Genomic DNA, 14,145 nt, shown 5'->3' with positions numbered 1-14,145 from the left:
TAACGATCCCTGATCGCCAGCCCACGCCAGCATCGCCGTCGCCATAGCATCTTTTGATGCGGGCGCCTGACCTCTCCGATCAACATCGAAGCGTTTCTCTTCGGTGACGCCCTCCCCGCTTGACCAGCGCTCGTAGCTGAAATGGGATGCCGACAATCAGCGCCAGCAGGAGCGTGCCTTGGACGCCCAGCAGGAGCGGATCCTTCAAGCCGGTTGCCAGCGGGGCTTCGGCAGGAAGCCTTCGCATCGTCTCGCTTACTGTTGGCACCATCAGGAGAAACACCGTAATGGTGAGCGCGACACATTGGAGGTATGTCCACAAACGCTTCGCCGGTCGCCCCAGCGCGATGCCATATCCGAACAGAAGCAGGATGAGGGTGACGCTCGCGATGATGGTGCTTACCGATTGATGCGCGATCGGATACACCGTAAGTACGCCCAGCAGCATGAACCAGAAATAGGCACGCCCAGGTGAGGTCCCAGGGACGATTCGTCCGTGCTTGACAAGCATGTAGACCGCAAGCGGAATCGCGGGAAGACTGCCCAGCGTGTGGAGCCATCCGATTGGAGAGATGTTCATCGTTCATTCCATTCTGATCAAGCGATATCTGACTAATGCCGGAGAGGCAGAGAAACAGTCCGGAGGGACTCGGGTCACTTGGCCGCCGCCTTGCTGGCGTCGACGTTCTTCAGGTCCAGCTTGCTGCCAGCCAGCCTCCTGCTGAGAACTGCAGCCGCCGTCATAGCGATGCTGATCAGGAGGCATGCGACCGCAAAGCTTGATTCCACGCGATCGGCAGCCGCTCCATCGGGCGCCAGTGTGAAGAAGGCCCCGCCGACCAAAGCGACTGACAGTGCGGCGCCAAGTTGCATTGCCGCGCTGACCATGCCGGCCGCGAGGCCCGCCCAGCGGGGCTCCACCAGATCGATGTTCAGCCGCACCAGCGCGGGTACGGCAATACCCTGGCCGACACCGATAAGCACCAGGGGCAAAGGAAAAACAGACGGCTTGCCGATCACGACCGCGCCGGCTGTCAATACCAGGCCCGCCACCTCCAGCCCCATACCGAACGCAGCCGCGTTCGACCCCAACCATCGCGAGAGCCGCAGGCCCAACGGCGGCCCCAGCAGCTGTCCCACCCCGACCGGAAGGATCGCGAGCCCCGCAGCCAAGGCATCGCGGTGTAGACCCGCTTGCTGATACACCGCGAAGGTCAGGAAGAACGCCGCCAAGGCGTAGAAAAGGACCGCGGCCGCCAGGCCGAGATACAGCCCATTGGCTGCCGACACGACCGAGGGCGGCACCAGGGGCGTCCCACCCCAGCGTTCCCGATGCTTTTCGTAGCGCCAGAAGATGACGAGGAGTGATGGACTCAGGCCCAGCAATCCCAGACTCCACCAGGGCCATCCATGCTCGCGTCCTTCAATGAGGGGCACCACGAGCGCGAGAACGCCGAGTGCCAGCAACACCGCCCCTGGAAAATCCATTCCCCCTGCATGTTCTTCCTTGGTCTCGCGCACCAACCTCAATGCGGCAGGCACGGCAAGAACAATGACGGGAATGTTGATGAGGAAGACGCTGCGCCACGCCATGCCCCAGAGGTCTGCCGAGACCAGCACACCTCCAAGAAGCTGGCCGCCGACAGCGGCCAGCCCGAATGTTGCCCCGTACAGACTGAGCGCACGACTCTTCTCGCTTGCCGGAAACATCGCATGAATGGACGCCAGTGCCTGCGGTGCCATCACGGCCGCAGAGATGCCTTGCAGCAGCCTGCCCAAGACCAGCACACCGGCCGAGCCTGCGAGCCCACAGATCGTCGATGCCAGCCCGAATCCGAGCATGCCTGCAACAAATGCGCGACGACGCCCATGGATGTCACCGAGGCGACCGCCAAGGATAAGGGTGACGGCGTACGCCATCGCGTAAACAGATACTACGAGCTGCGCCACATCCGCTGACGCATGCAGATCCGTCCTGATCGAGGGCAATGTTACGTTGACAATGAAAAAGTCCAATGGCGGCAGAAGCGTGCCGGTCAGGAGAACGGCCAAGGCAGGCCAGCGGCGCGCGTCGGTCGCACCCGGATTGGAATCAATGGGCATGGAGCTGGTCCTGGTAAGTTTCGCTCGGTCTTCGGGTCAGCGCATGCCGCCGGCGCCAATGATGCGTTCGCCGGTCACCCAGGCCGCATCAGAAGACGCGAGAAACGAGACGATCGAGGCGATCTCTGTTACCTGCCCAATCCGTCCCAGTGGTGTCTGCTGCTCGTTCCACACCTGAAAGTCAGACCCCATCACGCCATTGGCGTGCGTACCGTCCGTCTCGATCAGCCCTGGGTTTACTGAGTTGACGCGGATTCCACGTGGCCCCAGCTCGCGCGACAGCACGCCTGTGATGGCGTCGATGGCTCCCTTGGTACCGCTGTAGATCGAGCTCTCGGCCGGCAATATCCGCGTCACGAAGGAACTGATATTGATGATGCTGCTGCCTTCGGCGAGGAATGGGGCGGCGGCGCCGGTGACCAGAAGCGGGCCAAGCACGTTCAGATCAAACTGCTGGCGATACAGTGCCTCGGTGGTGGCCTCGATCTTTGCGAACTGGTAGATGCCAGCGTTGTTGACCACGATGTCCAGCCGACCGAAATGATCGATGGCCGACTTGATCAGGCTATCCACTTCCGGCTTGTTGCGGACGTCGGCACGCACCGCAATCGCGCGTCCACCCTCCCCTTCAATTCCGGCGACCACGTCCTTTGCCTCGCTTTCGCTCGTCGCATAGTTCACAACCACCTCGGCGCCTTCGGCTGCCAAGCGGCGCGCTATGCCCGCGCCGATTCCTTTGGATCCGCCCGTTACCAGCGCCACTTTACCGTTCAGCTTACTCATGTCGTCCAACCCCGATGGCAGCAACTTCAATGCAGGGCGGCATGTTGCCCCTGACAGGGTTGTTTGGGGACTGCCATTCCTGCATATTCCGCGTACATTCTTGAACGGGTGGCTGCAGCGTGGACTGGAGTGATATCCGCATATTTCTTGCGGTCGTCCGCGGAAGATCGCTGGGCGAGGCAGCTCGAACCTTGGGCGTGAGCCATCCGACGGTGGGCCGTCGGATAAAGGCGCTCGAGGACGAGGCCGAGCAGCCGCTCTTTCGTAGAACGAAAGACGGCCTGGTGCTCACCGATACCGGAGACGCGGTGCTCTCACTTGCGGAATCCATGGAGGAATCGGCGCTGTCCATGGAGCGGCGCCTGGCTGGCAACCATGGGCGCCTGGAAGGCATCCTGCGGATAGCCGCGGCCGATTGGTTCGCCGCCTACGTCCTGGCGCCCGTTTTCATGGAACTCGGGCGGCTCCACCCTGCCGTCGTGCCCGAGGTAATCGCGAGCTACCGCCTTCTTGATCTCTCCCGTCGCGAGGCCGACGTTGCCTTTCGCATCGTGCCATTCAGTGAGCCAGACATTGTCCAACGCCGACTGATGACCATGCCGTACGGCCTGTACGGATCGGCAGCAGCGGTGCAGGCGGTGATCGATGACCCGCAGTCGGTGCGTTTGATTCTCATGAATTCAGCCCAGGCCCACTTCCCTGATGTCACGTGGCTGCTGGACCGGTTCCCACACTCCAAGCGCTCGCTGACCAGCACCAGCCGTAGCGTTCAGGCTCAGATTTGCCTTCAAGGCCACGGCGTTGCTGTGTTGCCAAGACCATTGGCGGAAGGCATGGAAGGTCTTCGCCGCATCGATCTGCTCGGGCAGCCCCCCGGTAGGGACATCTGGGTTGGTTACCACCAGGACCTTCGCCACATGGATCGGCTGCGCGCACTGCTGGAGATCACTGAACGAACGCTACGTGAACCCGCAAATCCTCCCGATGGCCAGAGAAAACTAAGCGCGAGGGCCGGGCACGCGTCAGACGTTGGGCAAACCTGACAGCCGCGCCAGCACATCCGCCCGGCACACATCCAGGATCTCGTTCGCCAGCGGTGAGTCGTCCGGGCAGGACCGGGACAACACCATCGCGCCGACGGCCTGGGCCATCAACGCGATACGCCGCGTACGTGACTGTTCGGGTGTGGGACTGTCGGCCTGACCTGCCGGGTAACGGGATACGGCCAGCTGCGCCTCGATGCCTGCTGCGAAGGCCGCCTTGACCAGGTCCGGCTGACGCGACGCGTCGGTGGCCAGCGCTGACATGGTGCAGCCCTGGCCTGGCGCATCACGGTGCTGCCTGGACAGGTAGTAGCTCATGAAGCTCGCCAGGTCCATGTCGGCCGCGGCATCGGCAGATTTCGCCAAGCCGCAGCTCGCCGCCTCGGCCATCAAGTCCGCTTTGGACCCGAAGTGTTTGTAGAAGCCGCCGTGGGTAAAGCCCGCAGCGGCCATCAGGTCCGCCACGCCTACGCCGTCGAAGCCCCGTTCCCGGAAAAGCGTGGATGCGGTTTCGACGATATGTGCCCGGTTGGCGTGCGCTTGTGCCTTGGTGACCTTCATGACGGCTTGCCTCTTGGTGCTCTGCCCTGCTGGAAGCGCAGTGTACCACGGATAGATTATTACCATCATCCAACCATTGACATCCAAGATTACGACCATCATCATTGCGCCATTCCCCACACCCGAGTCCTCCGCGCCATGACAGCGACGACGCTCTTCCAGCCCTACTCCCTTGGCCGTGTCAGCCTGGCCAACCGCATCGTGATGGCACCGCTGACGCGCAACCGCGCCGGGGCCGGCCTGGTGCCCAGTCCGCTGGCTGCTTCCTACTACGCCCAGCGCGCCTCGGCCGGCCTGATCATCACCGAGGCCACGCAGATCTCGGCGCAGGCCCAGGGCTACCAGGACACACCCGGGCTTTACACGCAGGACCAGATAGAAGGCTGGCGCAAGGTCACTGATGCCGTGCACGAACGCGGCGGACGCATCTTCGTGCAGCTATGGCACGTGGGCCGCATCTCGCACGTGGATCTGCAGCCGGGCAACGCCGCGCCTGTATCCGCCTCGGCCATCCGGGCGCAGACCAAGACCTTCGTTCACAACGATTTTGTCGATGTGTCCGAGCCCCGTGCATTGGAGATCGACGAGCTGCCGGCCGTCGTCGACGACTTCCGCCGCGCCGCTGCCAATGCGATTGCGGCCGGGTTCGACGGTGTGGAAATCCACGGTGCCAACGGCTATCTGCTTGAACAGTTCATCAAGGACGGCGCCAACCAGCGCACCGATGCCTACGGCGGTTCGATCGAGAACCGTGCGCGCCTGCTGCTCGAAGTCACCACCGCCATCGCGGAGGAGATCGGCGCCGATCGCACCGGCGTGCGGATCTCACCGGTCTCCCCGGCCAACGCCATCGCAACCCTCAGCGACCCGCAGCCGCAGTACGACTACATCGTCGACCAGCTCAGCGCGCTGGGCATCGTCTACCTGCATGTGGTCGAAGGCGCGACCGGCGGCCCCCGCGATGTCGCCGCGTTCGACTTCGACGGCCTGCGCCGCCGTTTCAGCGGCACCTACCTGGCCAACAACGGCTACGACCTGGAGCTGGCCAACACGCATCTCGCCGCTGGCAAGGCCGACCTGTTCGCCTTTGGCCGTGCCTTCATCAGCAATCCGGATCTGGTCGAACGCCTGAAGACCGGCGCGCCCTTGAACGCCCTGGACCCGGCCACGTTGTATGGCGGCGGCGCGCAAGGCTACACGGACTATCCCACCCTCGCCGACACGCCCGCGCAGTAACCCCGTCTCCCTCGCCATCACGGCGTCCCCGCTGCCACATTCCCTTTCAAGAGACACACCATGAGCCTGCCCACTGTCCTCATCACCGGCGCCTCCAGCGGCATCGGCACCGTTTACGCCGAACGTTTTGCCCGCCGCGGCCACGATCTGGTCCTCGTCGCGCGCGACAAGGGGCGGCTGGATGCACTGGCCGAGCGCCTGCGCCACGCCACCGGCGTTGCCATCGACGTACTGCCGGCCGACCTCACCCAGCGCAGCGACCTGGCCACCGTTGAAAGCCGCCTGCGCGACGATGCCCGCATCGGCATCCTGGTCAACAACGCGGGCATCGCCCAATCCGGCGGCTTCACCGAGCAATCGGCCGACAGCATCGAACAGCTGCTCACGTTGAACACCATCGCCCTGACCCGCCTGGCCGCTGCGGTTGCCCCGCGCCTGGCCAACGCCGGCGAAGGCGCGATCATCAACATCGGCTCGGTGGTTGGGCTGGCGCCGGAGTTCGGCATGTCCGTCTACGGTGCGTCCAAAGCCTTCGTGCTGTTCCTGTCGCAGGGACTGAGCCTGGAGCTGACGCCCAAGGGCGTGTATGTGCAGGCTGTGTTGCCGGCGGCCACGCGTACCGAAATCTGGGAGCGCGCCGGCATCGACATCAACACGCTGACGGACGTGATGGATGTCGGCGAGCTGGTCGATGCCGCCCTGGTCGGCTTCGATCGTCGCGAGACCGTCACCATTCCGCCGCTGCATGTTGCCGAACGCTGGGACACCCTGGACGCCTCCCGCCAGGGACTGCTCTCGGACATCCGGCAGGCGCAGGCGGCGGAACGTTATCGCCCCGCCCGGTGAAGCCCTGACCGCACCGCCCCCCCTGCCCCGCAACCCGACAGCACTCCCCAACCAGAGGCACACCGCCCATGAAAGCCTTCCTGATCGAGCGTTATGGCAAGAAGGAGACCGGCCGCATCGGCGACGCCCCACAGCCGTCGCTGCGGGATGACGATGTTCTCATCCGCGTGCACGCGGCCAGCGTCAATGCGCTGGACACCAAGATCCGCACCGGGGAGTTCAAGCTGATCCTGCCCTATCGCCTGCCGCTGATACTCGGCAACGATATGGCCGGCACGGTGGTCAGGGTCGGTGCCGCAGTGCAGGACTTCAAACCGGGCGACGAGGTGTATGCGCGTCCCGATGATGATCGCATCGGCACCTTCGCCGAGTTCATCGCGGTCAACGCAGCCTCTGTTGCCCTCAAGCCCAGCAACCTCACCATGGTGGAGGCCGCCTCGCTGCCATTGGTCGCGCTGACCGCGTGGCAGGCGCTGGTCGAAACCGCGCAGCTCAAACCCGGTCAGAAGGTCTTCATCCAGGCCGGCTCCGGCGGTGTCGGTACCGTCGCGATCCAGCTGGCCAAGCATCTGGGCGCCTTCGTTGCCACCAGCACCAGTACCGCCAACGTGGGCTGGGTGAAGGAACTTGGCGCGGATGTCGTGATCGATTACAGGCGGCAGGACGTCGTCACGGAACTGCGAGACTACGATGTGGTGCTCAACAGCCTGGGCAAGGATGAACTGGACCGCTCGCTGCAGATCCTCAAGCCGGGCGGGCATCTCATCTCCATCTCCGGGCCGCCCACGCCGGCATTTGCTGCGGCGCGCGGGCTTGCCTGGCCGCTGAAGCAGGTGCTGCGCCTGCTCAGCCGTGGCATCCGCAGCAAAGCCAGGCAGAAGGGCGTGACGTACACGTTCCTGTTCATGCGGGCCGACGGGCGTCAGCTGGGCGAGATCGCTTCACTGGTGGAGTCCGGTGCCATCCGCCCGGTCATCGAACGGGTCTTTCCCTTGCAGGAAACCCGCAGCGCGCTGGCCCACGTGGAGAGCGGGCGGGCCAAGGGCAAGGTGGTGGTGGAGGTGCTGTAGCGCGCAATGCCTTCGGTAGGCAAGGACATGGCAACGGTTTAGAAGGTCCGACCCGCAGAATGGAATACAAGGTAATGAACTGAATCGTCCCGGCCACGCATAACCTTGAATCGATAGCGACGCAGCGTTTCACTTGCTGCAACGTCAAGCACTCTATCTCCCGAACTCTCGTCGATGGCCAGGTCCACCGGAACCCCGGACCGATCGATCTTGAAGCGAGTTCGGGTACAGGATCCAGCCACAGGCTCTTCGCCCATCGGCCCGCGTGGAATCACGAATGGCTCCCGGTGAACGATGAGGGCTTCGGTTGCCAGAATCCGAGCGTCTGTTGCGCCGCACGGAGATGGCGCAGGCGCTGGCGGAGACAGATGCCAATGCAGGTTGATGAGCAGTCGATCGCAGATGGGGGGATCGCGGTTGCTCAGGCAGGCCATGGTCATGTCATTGGTGGGATAGACCGAAAGCGCCGCGCTGGTCCCAGCCGCGCCCCCGCCGTGTCCCCAATGCGGGAACTCTTCCGGGCCGGAAGAGATGAAGCCGTAGCCATACCAATCGGTCTGCTGCTTGATCGCCTCCTGCAACAGCGGCAACGGGATCAAGGTGCCTGCCTTGAGCGCGCCGACGAATCGCAACTGATCTTCGACGGTCGAAACTCCGCCCCCGGCTGGCGATCCTCGCCACGGTAGCTGGCTGGCACTGGGCACCAGCTTCCCGTCGTCGTCCCGGGTGTAGCCGCGTGCGATTCCCGACATGTGTTCCCTGTCTGGATAGTGGGTCGCCGCCATGCCGGCGGGATGGAAGATGTGCTCATCCAGATAGGCGTAGTAGCTCTGTCCGCTTACCTTTTCCACCAGCGCGCCGAGGAGCAGGAAGCCGTAGTTCGAGTAATCGAAGGCTGATCCGGGTGCAAACGACGGGCCGCGATCACCGTTGAGCTTTATGAGGTCGTCGATGGTGCGGGCCCAGGCGCGATTGACGCCCTCCTCCGGCTGGAGTACGCCGGTATCGCCGGTGCCACCCTGATGGGTGAGCAGTTGCCGGATGGTGACCTTCGCCATCTCCTTGTTCGGATAGTCCGGCAGGTACTTCCCGACGGGATCGTCGAACTGCAGCGTGCCGGCGTCGATCATCTGCAACACCGCAACCGCGGTGAACATCTTGCCTTGGGAGGCGAACAAGAAGGGGGTGTCCAGATGCACCGGCACCTGGTTCTCGCGATCTGCCAGTCCGAATGCCTTGCCGTACAGACGCTTGCCATTGCGTTCGATGACGAGCGCGCCAGAGAAACGGTCGGCCCTCGCAAGCTGCGTGGCGAATGAATCCAGCGCCTTCAGCGCCTCATCCTTCGGCAACGGCTGCGGTTCCTGCTTGATCTCAGCGAGTTTCGTGTCGCCGGCCTTGCCAGCCGTGATCGTGATCCGCCGGTACGCCGGGAAACTGCGTTCACGTGTCATCGCTACGAAGACGCTCGGCTCATTCCGCTCAACCGTCACCACATCGAGGCCGCCGGTTTCTTCGCGGCTGTCGAGCAGGTAGTCCAGGTTGAGATCCGCGTCGGCGAAGTGATGCGCGTTGAACGCCTGAAGCTTGGCCTTGTCGTTGCTGTTGAACGCCAGCAGCCAGGCATCAAACGCGGCTTCGGCAGGCGGCTTGGCAACGGCGGTTGACGCCAGCACAAGCAGCGCGGTCACCAGACCCATGCGTTGTAACGGAATCATGCTTGTCGCCACGGTCATGTGCTCTCCATTGCTTGCCGGCCGAGTTGACTATTGGACCAGACGCAAGCGCAGTCAATGCCCGTACCTGCGGAACCGGCCGGTTTGCCTGAAGTAGCCCTTATCACCGATCATTCGGCGATAACGTTTTGCACCCACGGAGAACATCATGAAAGGACTCTTGCTCAACATCGCCATTTCGTTGACGGCGGTGACGATCTCGCTTTACGCCCTGCATGAAGCGGGCCAGGCAAATGACCCATCCCGCATCCTGGAAGCCCGTGGCCTGATCGTCAGGGACGCCTCCGGAGTGGCCCGCGTGGAGATAGGCGCACCGGTGAATGGGCCGATGGTCCTTGGAAGACGCGAAGAACGCGTCGCGCCAGCGGCGGGCATCCTGCTCAATGGTCCAGACGGCAATGAGCGCGGCGGCTACCTGACGGTCGACACCGGCGATGAGGCGGTGCTGACGCTGGATGGTGCAGGCGACGGCGGTGAAGTCTTCAAGGTGGTGGCCAATGAAAAGGCCGGTGCGTCCTTGTTCGTCATCCACCAGAACGGGTCGGTCGCCATGCTGACGACCTACCAGGGGCATCCTGAGCTCCGCTTCATCGAGAAGGATGGCACGGTCAGCTATTCGCAGGGTGCCAAGGAGTAGCGCGCTTGCGGCGCCCTACTCCCCTTCTGCGTGTTGAAACGGGCGCTAGGCCATCACCTTGTCCGGGGTGATCGGCGTACTGCGGATGCGCTTGCCCGTGGCGTGATGGATGGCGTTGCAGATCGCCGCCGACACGCCCACCAGGCCGATCTCCCCCACTCCCTTCGCTCCGAGGCTGCTGACCACCCGGTCGTCTTCCTCCACGAACAGCACGTCCACGTCATGGATATCCGCGTTGACCGAAACGTGGTACTGGGCCAGATCGCGGTTCATGAAACGCCCAAACCGATGGTCGGATTCGGTGTGTTCGTGCAGCGCCGCGCCGATGCCCCACACCACCCCGCCGATGATCTGGCTGCGTGCCGTAGTGGGATTGAGGATGCGACCTGCGGCGATCGCACTGACCACGCGCATCACCCGCACCGTGCCGAGCTCCTCGTCCACCCGTACCTCCACGAACACGGCGCTGTGCGTGGCGCGGGTATAGCGGCGCTGCTTCAACACATTGGGCAGCAGCAGGTACTTGGCTTCGATGCTGGCTTTGCCGGCGTCGGCCAGCAGCGTGGTGAGCGCAACGGCGCTGCCCGGGTCAGTCCGCAGTGCCATGCTGCCATTGGCGAATACCACGTCATCCATGCCGGCGCGGTTGAACGCCGAGTCCTTCCGTCCAGCAGCAAGCGCGAGCAGCTGCCGGCGCAGCTTGGCACAGGCCCCATCCACTGCCGAGCCCACCGTGCTGACATGCGATGAGCCGCCCTCGATCGGGGCCACCGGCAGCGTGGAATCACCCAGCTGGAAGGTGACTTGTTCCAGCGGCAGGCCCAGTGCTTCGGCGGCGATCATGCTCATCACCGTATAGGTGCCGGTGCCGATATCGGTGGCCGCACTGCTGACCACCAGCCGGCCATCGGCATGCAGCTCGGCATGGGCCCGCGCGAACATCTGCATCGCGTCCCACTGGCCGGTCGCCATGCCCCAACCGACCCATTCGTTGCCTTCGCGGCGGGCCCGCGGCAAGGGCGCGCGATCAGCCCAGCCGAAGCGCTCTGCACCGCGGCGGTAGCACTCGCGCAGGGCCTTGGTGGAGAACGGTTTGCCATCGGCAGGATTGGTTTCAGCGTAGTTCTTCAGCCGCAGCGCCAGCGGGTCCATCCCGATCTCATTGGCCAGCTCGTCCATCGCCACTTCCAGCGCATGCATGCCATGCGCCGCGCCCGGGGCGCGCATGTCGATCGGCGTGTACTGGTCGAGGTCGACCAACTTGTAGCCCACGTGCACGTTGTCGCAGGCGTACAGCTGGCCGCTCCAGTTGACCACCACCTCCACGTAGTCCTCGATGCGCGATGTCTCGGCCACGGCCTCGTGCCAGATCGAGCGCAGGGTGCCGTCGGCATCGGCGGCGAGCTTTACCCGCTGCACGGTCTCCGGACGGTGGCCGAAGGTGAACATCTGCTGGCGCGTGAGGACAACGCGCACCGAGCGTTCCAGCGCCAACGCGCCCATCACCGCCAGCGCAAGCTGGTACTGCGGGCGAAGCCCGGAGCCGAACGCACCGCCCACGTAGGCATTGCGCACCGTGACCTTGCGCTTGGGCAGGCCGAACACATGCGAGACATACCAGCGGCTGTTCTGCGAGCCCTGGGTCTTGTCATGGATGGTCAGGTGGCCGTCGTCACCGCGGATCACCGTGCTGGCGAACAGCTCCATCGGGTTGTGGTGTTCCACGCCGCTGTAGAAATCGGCCGATATGCGGTGCGCGGCCTGCGCGTAGGCCTGGTCCGGCTCGCCTTTGCCCTTCGGCGGCGCGGAGAATCCGGCCTTCATCTTGCGCGGCTCACGCGCTCGTTCAACGGAGGTGACCAGATTGGTCTCGTGCGCCTCGACCTCATACCGCACGCCCACCAGCCCGGCCGCGTGACGCGCCGCCTCGAAGGTCTCGGCCAGCACCAGCGCCACCGGCTGGCCGCTGTAGCGGACCTGTGCGTCGTACAACGGCCGGAAGGGCGATCCTGCAGGGGCGGTCATGTCCTTGTAGAAGATGCCGGCACCGCGCATGTGCGGACGGTTGAGGTGGGTCAGCACCTGCAGTACGCCCGGTACCGCCAGCGCGGCGTCCAGGTCGAAGCCGAGGATGTGCCCCTTTGCGATGCTGCTGTTGACCACCACGCCATGGACCAGATCCTCGGCCGGCCATTCGGCCGCGTAGCGCGCCTGGCCGGTCACTTTGGCCCGGCCATCGATGCGCGGCGTTCCGGTCCCGGTCGGCACGTGGCCGGTTCCCGGCTCGGCTACGGGCACCTGCGGTTGCTGGGGATAGGCGCTCATGCGGCATGCTCCGGTTGGCCGCGGCGTTGGCCACGATTGTCGATGGTGCCCTCGGTGGCGGCCTGCAGGGCGCGCACCACCGCGCGTCGTGCAAGCGGGATCTTGAAGGCGTTCTGCCCCTGCGACTGCGCGCCTTCGAGCAGCCGCCCGGCCGCTGATTCGAAGGCTGCATCGCCCGGCGTCGCGCCGATCAGCAGCTGTTCGGCGTCGGTGCGGCGCCATGGCTTGTGCGCTACGCTGCCCAGGGCCAACCGCGCATCGGTGATGCGTCCGTCGGGGCCGATTTCCAGCGCGGCGGCGACCGACACCAGCGCGAACGCGTAGGACAGGCGCTCGCGGATCTTCAGGTAGGCACTGTGCGCGGCGAAACGCCCGCCTGGCGGAAGCGTCAGATGGGTGATCAGCTCGTCTGCGGCCAGGGTGCTGTCCTGTCCGGGCTGGTCGCCCGGCAACCGATGGAACGCGGCGAAGGGAATTGCGCGGGTGCCGCGCACGCTGGCGACATGCACCGTGGCATCGAGCGCCGCCAGCGCGACGCACATATCGGAGGGGTGCGTGGCGATGCAGTGCTCGCTGGCGCCGAGGATCGCGTGGTACTTGGTCAGCCCGCCCACGGCTGAACAGCCGCTGCCCGGTTCGCGCTTGTTGCAGGGCGTCGCACGGTCGTAGAAATAGGTGCAACGCGTGCGCTGCAGCAGGTTGCCGCCGTTGCTGGCCATGTTGCGGATCTGCGGCGAGGCCGCCGCCAGGATCGCTGCCGAAAGCAGGGGATACCCGCGTTCCACCAGCGGGTGGTACGCCGTATCGGCATTTCGAGCGGTGGCGCCGAGCTGCAGACCGCCCTCTTCGGTGGCGGTGATGGCGTCCAGCGGCAGCGCGTTGACATCCAACAACCCGCTGGGCTGCATCACCTGCAGCTTCATCAGGTCGAGCAGGTTTGTGCCGCCGGCGATGGGCTGGATGGGGCGCGCGGGGGGGCTGGCAAGCTGTTGCAAGGCCTGCTGCAACGACGCGGCGCGTTCGTAGGTGGGGGGAATCATGCGGGCACCGTGCCGGGTGTCCAGTGCGCGGGGGATGGCTCGGGGGCATCCGGCGGGCCTTGGGTTTCTTCAAGCACCGTCATCACCGCATCGGTGATCTGCGGGTAAGCCCCGCAGCGACAGACGTTGCCACTCATCAGTTCGCGTACCTGGTCACGGGTGCAAGCCTGGCCCTCATTGATCAATCCCTGCGCCGAACACAGCTGGCCGGGCGTGCAGTAGCCGCATTGCAGGGCATCCTTGGCGATGAAGGCCTGTTGCAGGGGATGCAGCGCATCCCCGTTCGCCAGGCCCTCGACCGTGGTGATGTCGGCGCCTTGCTGCATGACCGCCAGGGTCAGGCAACTATTGATGCGGCGGCCGTCGACCAGCACCGTGCACGCGCCGCACTGGCCATGGTCGCAGCCCTTCTTGGTGCCGGTCAGCTGCAGGCGGTCACGCAGCAGGTCCAGCAGGCTGACCGTGGATTCGACCTCAAGCGCGTGCGCCTCGCCGTTGATGGTCAGGCGCAGCGGATACCGGGGGGAGGCATGCGTGGCTGAGGGCGGCGGCGTGGCCGCCGCCCGGGATGCAGGGAAATCGCTCATGGCAGGTCCGGCTGGGGCGTCTGCCACCCACCCTGCGCCTCGGCTCGTCTATGCCGGGTGCACGTTGCATGTGCTGCGTGCGAAGTCGTGCCGGACGAGCTCGGCGGTTGCCTTCTCTACAGCGCCCGGAAGCGCGATGATTGCTTTGCTTTCCGCAGCGGAGGCCGGGGAATGGCCT

At 64.8% G+C, this 14,145-nt stretch carries 13 protein-coding genes; 5 read left to right on the top strand and 8 right to left on the bottom strand.

Annotated features, from left to right (window positions below; genetic code table 11):
- Positions 1–79: 79 nt before the first annotated feature.
- From ABE522_RS02015 to ABE522_RS02005, 3 genes are all read right to left on the bottom strand, one after another.
- Positions 80–580 carry a hypothetical protein gene (locus tag ABE522_RS02015; RefSeq protein WP_346590212.1) on the bottom strand — a complete coding sequence of 167 codons (501 nt, stop codon included), beginning with the start codon at positions 578–580 and terminating at the stop codon, positions 80–82.
- A 74-nt stretch (positions 581–654) separates the two neighbouring features.
- Entirely contained in the window at positions 655–2,103 is a 1,449-nt protein-coding gene (locus ABE522_RS02010) for an MFS transporter (RefSeq protein ID WP_346590210.1), read from the bottom strand.
- Positions 2,104–2,139: 36 nt separating this feature from the next.
- Positions 2,140–2,886: an SDR family NAD(P)-dependent oxidoreductase gene (locus ABE522_RS02005; protein WP_346590209.1), complete on the bottom strand. Its 747-nt coding sequence runs from the start codon at positions 2,884–2,886 to the stop codon at positions 2,140–2,142.
- 119 nt (positions 2,887–3,005) lie between these two features.
- On the opposite strand from ABE522_RS02005, the gene ABE522_RS02000 reads away from it, so the two are divergent.
- Positions 3,006–3,929 (top strand): LysR family transcriptional regulator, encoded by a 924-nt coding sequence (locus ABE522_RS02000; RefSeq protein ID WP_346590207.1) that lies wholly within the window; start codon positions 3,006–3,008, stop codon positions 3,927–3,929.
- On the opposite strand, the gene ABE522_RS01995 is transcribed toward ABE522_RS02000, so the two are convergent.
- Positions 3,909–4,490: a TetR/AcrR family transcriptional regulator gene (locus ABE522_RS01995; RefSeq protein WP_346590206.1), complete on the bottom strand. Its 582-nt coding sequence runs from the start codon at positions 4,488–4,490 to the stop codon at positions 3,909–3,911. The genes ABE522_RS02000 and ABE522_RS01995 overlap by 21 nt on opposite strands.
- Positions 4,491–4,628: 138 nt before the next feature.
- Here ABE522_RS01995 and ABE522_RS01990 point away from each other — a divergent pair, with 138 nt between their 5' ends.
- From ABE522_RS01990 to ABE522_RS01980, 3 genes are all read left to right on the top strand, one after another.
- Complete coding sequence (locus ABE522_RS01990) at positions 4,629–5,726, top strand: alkene reductase (RefSeq protein ID WP_346590205.1); 1,098 nt, start codon at positions 4,629–4,631, stop codon at positions 5,724–5,726.
- Positions 5,727–5,786: 60 nt separating this feature from the next.
- Entirely contained in the window at positions 5,787–6,572 is a 786-nt protein-coding gene (locus tag ABE522_RS01985; protein ID WP_346590203.1) for an SDR family NAD(P)-dependent oxidoreductase, read from the top strand.
- A 68-nt stretch (positions 6,573–6,640) separates the two neighbouring features.
- Complete coding sequence (locus ABE522_RS01980) at positions 6,641–7,642, top strand: NADP-dependent oxidoreductase (RefSeq protein WP_346590202.1); 1,002 nt, start codon at positions 6,641–6,643, stop codon at positions 7,640–7,642.
- A 38-nt stretch (positions 7,643–7,680) separates the two neighbouring features.
- On the opposite strand, the gene ABE522_RS01975 is transcribed toward ABE522_RS01980, so the two are convergent.
- On the bottom strand, positions 7,681–9,378 hold the full coding sequence (locus ABE522_RS01975; protein WP_346590200.1) for a serine hydrolase: 1,698 nt from the start codon (positions 9,376–9,378) through the stop codon (positions 7,681–7,683).
- 160 nt (positions 9,379–9,538) lie between these two features.
- Between ABE522_RS01975 and ABE522_RS01970 the strand changes: the two genes are divergently transcribed.
- Positions 9,539–10,015: a hypothetical protein gene (locus ABE522_RS01970; RefSeq protein WP_346590199.1), complete on the top strand. Its 477-nt coding sequence runs from the start codon at positions 9,539–9,541 to the stop codon at positions 10,013–10,015.
- 45 nt (positions 10,016–10,060) lie between these two features.
- On the opposite strand, the gene ABE522_RS01965 is transcribed toward ABE522_RS01970, so the two are convergent.
- From ABE522_RS01965 to ABE522_RS01955, 3 genes are read right to left on the bottom strand one after another with little or no spacing between them, the layout of a single operon-like run.
- Positions 10,061–12,340: a xanthine dehydrogenase family protein molybdopterin-binding subunit gene (locus ABE522_RS01965; RefSeq protein WP_346590197.1), complete on the bottom strand. Its 2,280-nt coding sequence runs from the start codon at positions 12,338–12,340 to the stop codon at positions 10,061–10,063.
- Complete coding sequence (locus ABE522_RS01960) at positions 12,337–13,404, bottom strand: FAD binding domain-containing protein (RefSeq protein ID WP_346590297.1); 1,068 nt, start codon at positions 13,402–13,404, stop codon at positions 12,337–12,339. The genes ABE522_RS01965 and ABE522_RS01960 overlap by 4 nt, the downstream gene beginning before the upstream one ends.
- Positions 13,377–13,967: a (2Fe-2S)-binding protein gene (locus ABE522_RS01955; protein ID WP_346590195.1), complete on the bottom strand. Its 591-nt coding sequence runs from the start codon at positions 13,965–13,967 to the stop codon at positions 13,377–13,379. Before ABE522_RS01955 ends, ABE522_RS01960 begins: the two co-directional genes overlap by 28 nt.
- Positions 13,968–14,145: the final 178 nt, after the last annotated feature.

Source organism: Stenotrophomonas lacuserhaii, from assembly GCF_039674585.1.
Taxonomy (GTDB): domain Bacteria; phylum Pseudomonadota; class Gammaproteobacteria; order Xanthomonadales; family Xanthomonadaceae; genus Stenotrophomonas; species Stenotrophomonas pennii_A.
This window is presented reverse-complemented; position numbering and strand designations above follow the sequence as displayed.

Bases quoted from the DNA above. Each gene is read 5' to 3' on its own strand.
- ABE522_RS02015 (WP_346590212.1), bottom strand. From the start codon at position 580: ATGAACATCTCTCCAATCGGATGGCTCCACACGCTGGGCAGTCTTCCC.
- ABE522_RS02010 (WP_346590210.1), bottom strand. From the start codon at position 2,103: ATGCCCATTGATTCCAATCCGGGTGCGACCGACGCGCGCCGCTGGCCT.
- ABE522_RS02005 (WP_346590209.1), bottom strand. From the start codon at position 2,886: ATGAGTAAGCTGAACGGTAAAGTGGCGCTGGTAACGGGCGGATCCAAA.
- ABE522_RS01995 (WP_346590206.1), bottom strand. From the start codon at position 4,490: ATGAAGGTCACCAAGGCACAAGCGCACGCCAACCGGGCACATATCGTC.
- ABE522_RS01990 (WP_346590205.1), top strand. From the start codon at position 4,629: ATGACAGCGACGACGCTCTTCCAGCCCTACTCCCTTGGCCGTGTCAGC.
- ABE522_RS01985 (WP_346590203.1), top strand. From the start codon at position 5,787: ATGAGCCTGCCCACTGTCCTCATCACCGGCGCCTCCAGCGGCATCGGC.
- ABE522_RS01980 (WP_346590202.1), top strand. From the start codon at position 6,641: ATGAAAGCCTTCCTGATCGAGCGTTATGGCAAGAAGGAGACCGGCCGC.
- ABE522_RS01975 (WP_346590200.1), bottom strand. From the start codon at position 9,378: ATGACCGTGGCGACAAGCATGATTCCGTTACAACGCATGGGTCTGGTG.
- ABE522_RS01965 (WP_346590197.1), bottom strand. From the start codon at position 12,340: ATGAGCGCCTATCCCCAGCAACCGCAGGTGCCCGTAGCCGAGCCGGGA.
- ABE522_RS01955 (WP_346590195.1), bottom strand. From the start codon at position 13,967: ATGAGCGATTTCCCTGCATCCCGGGCGGCGGCCACGCCGCCGCCCTCA.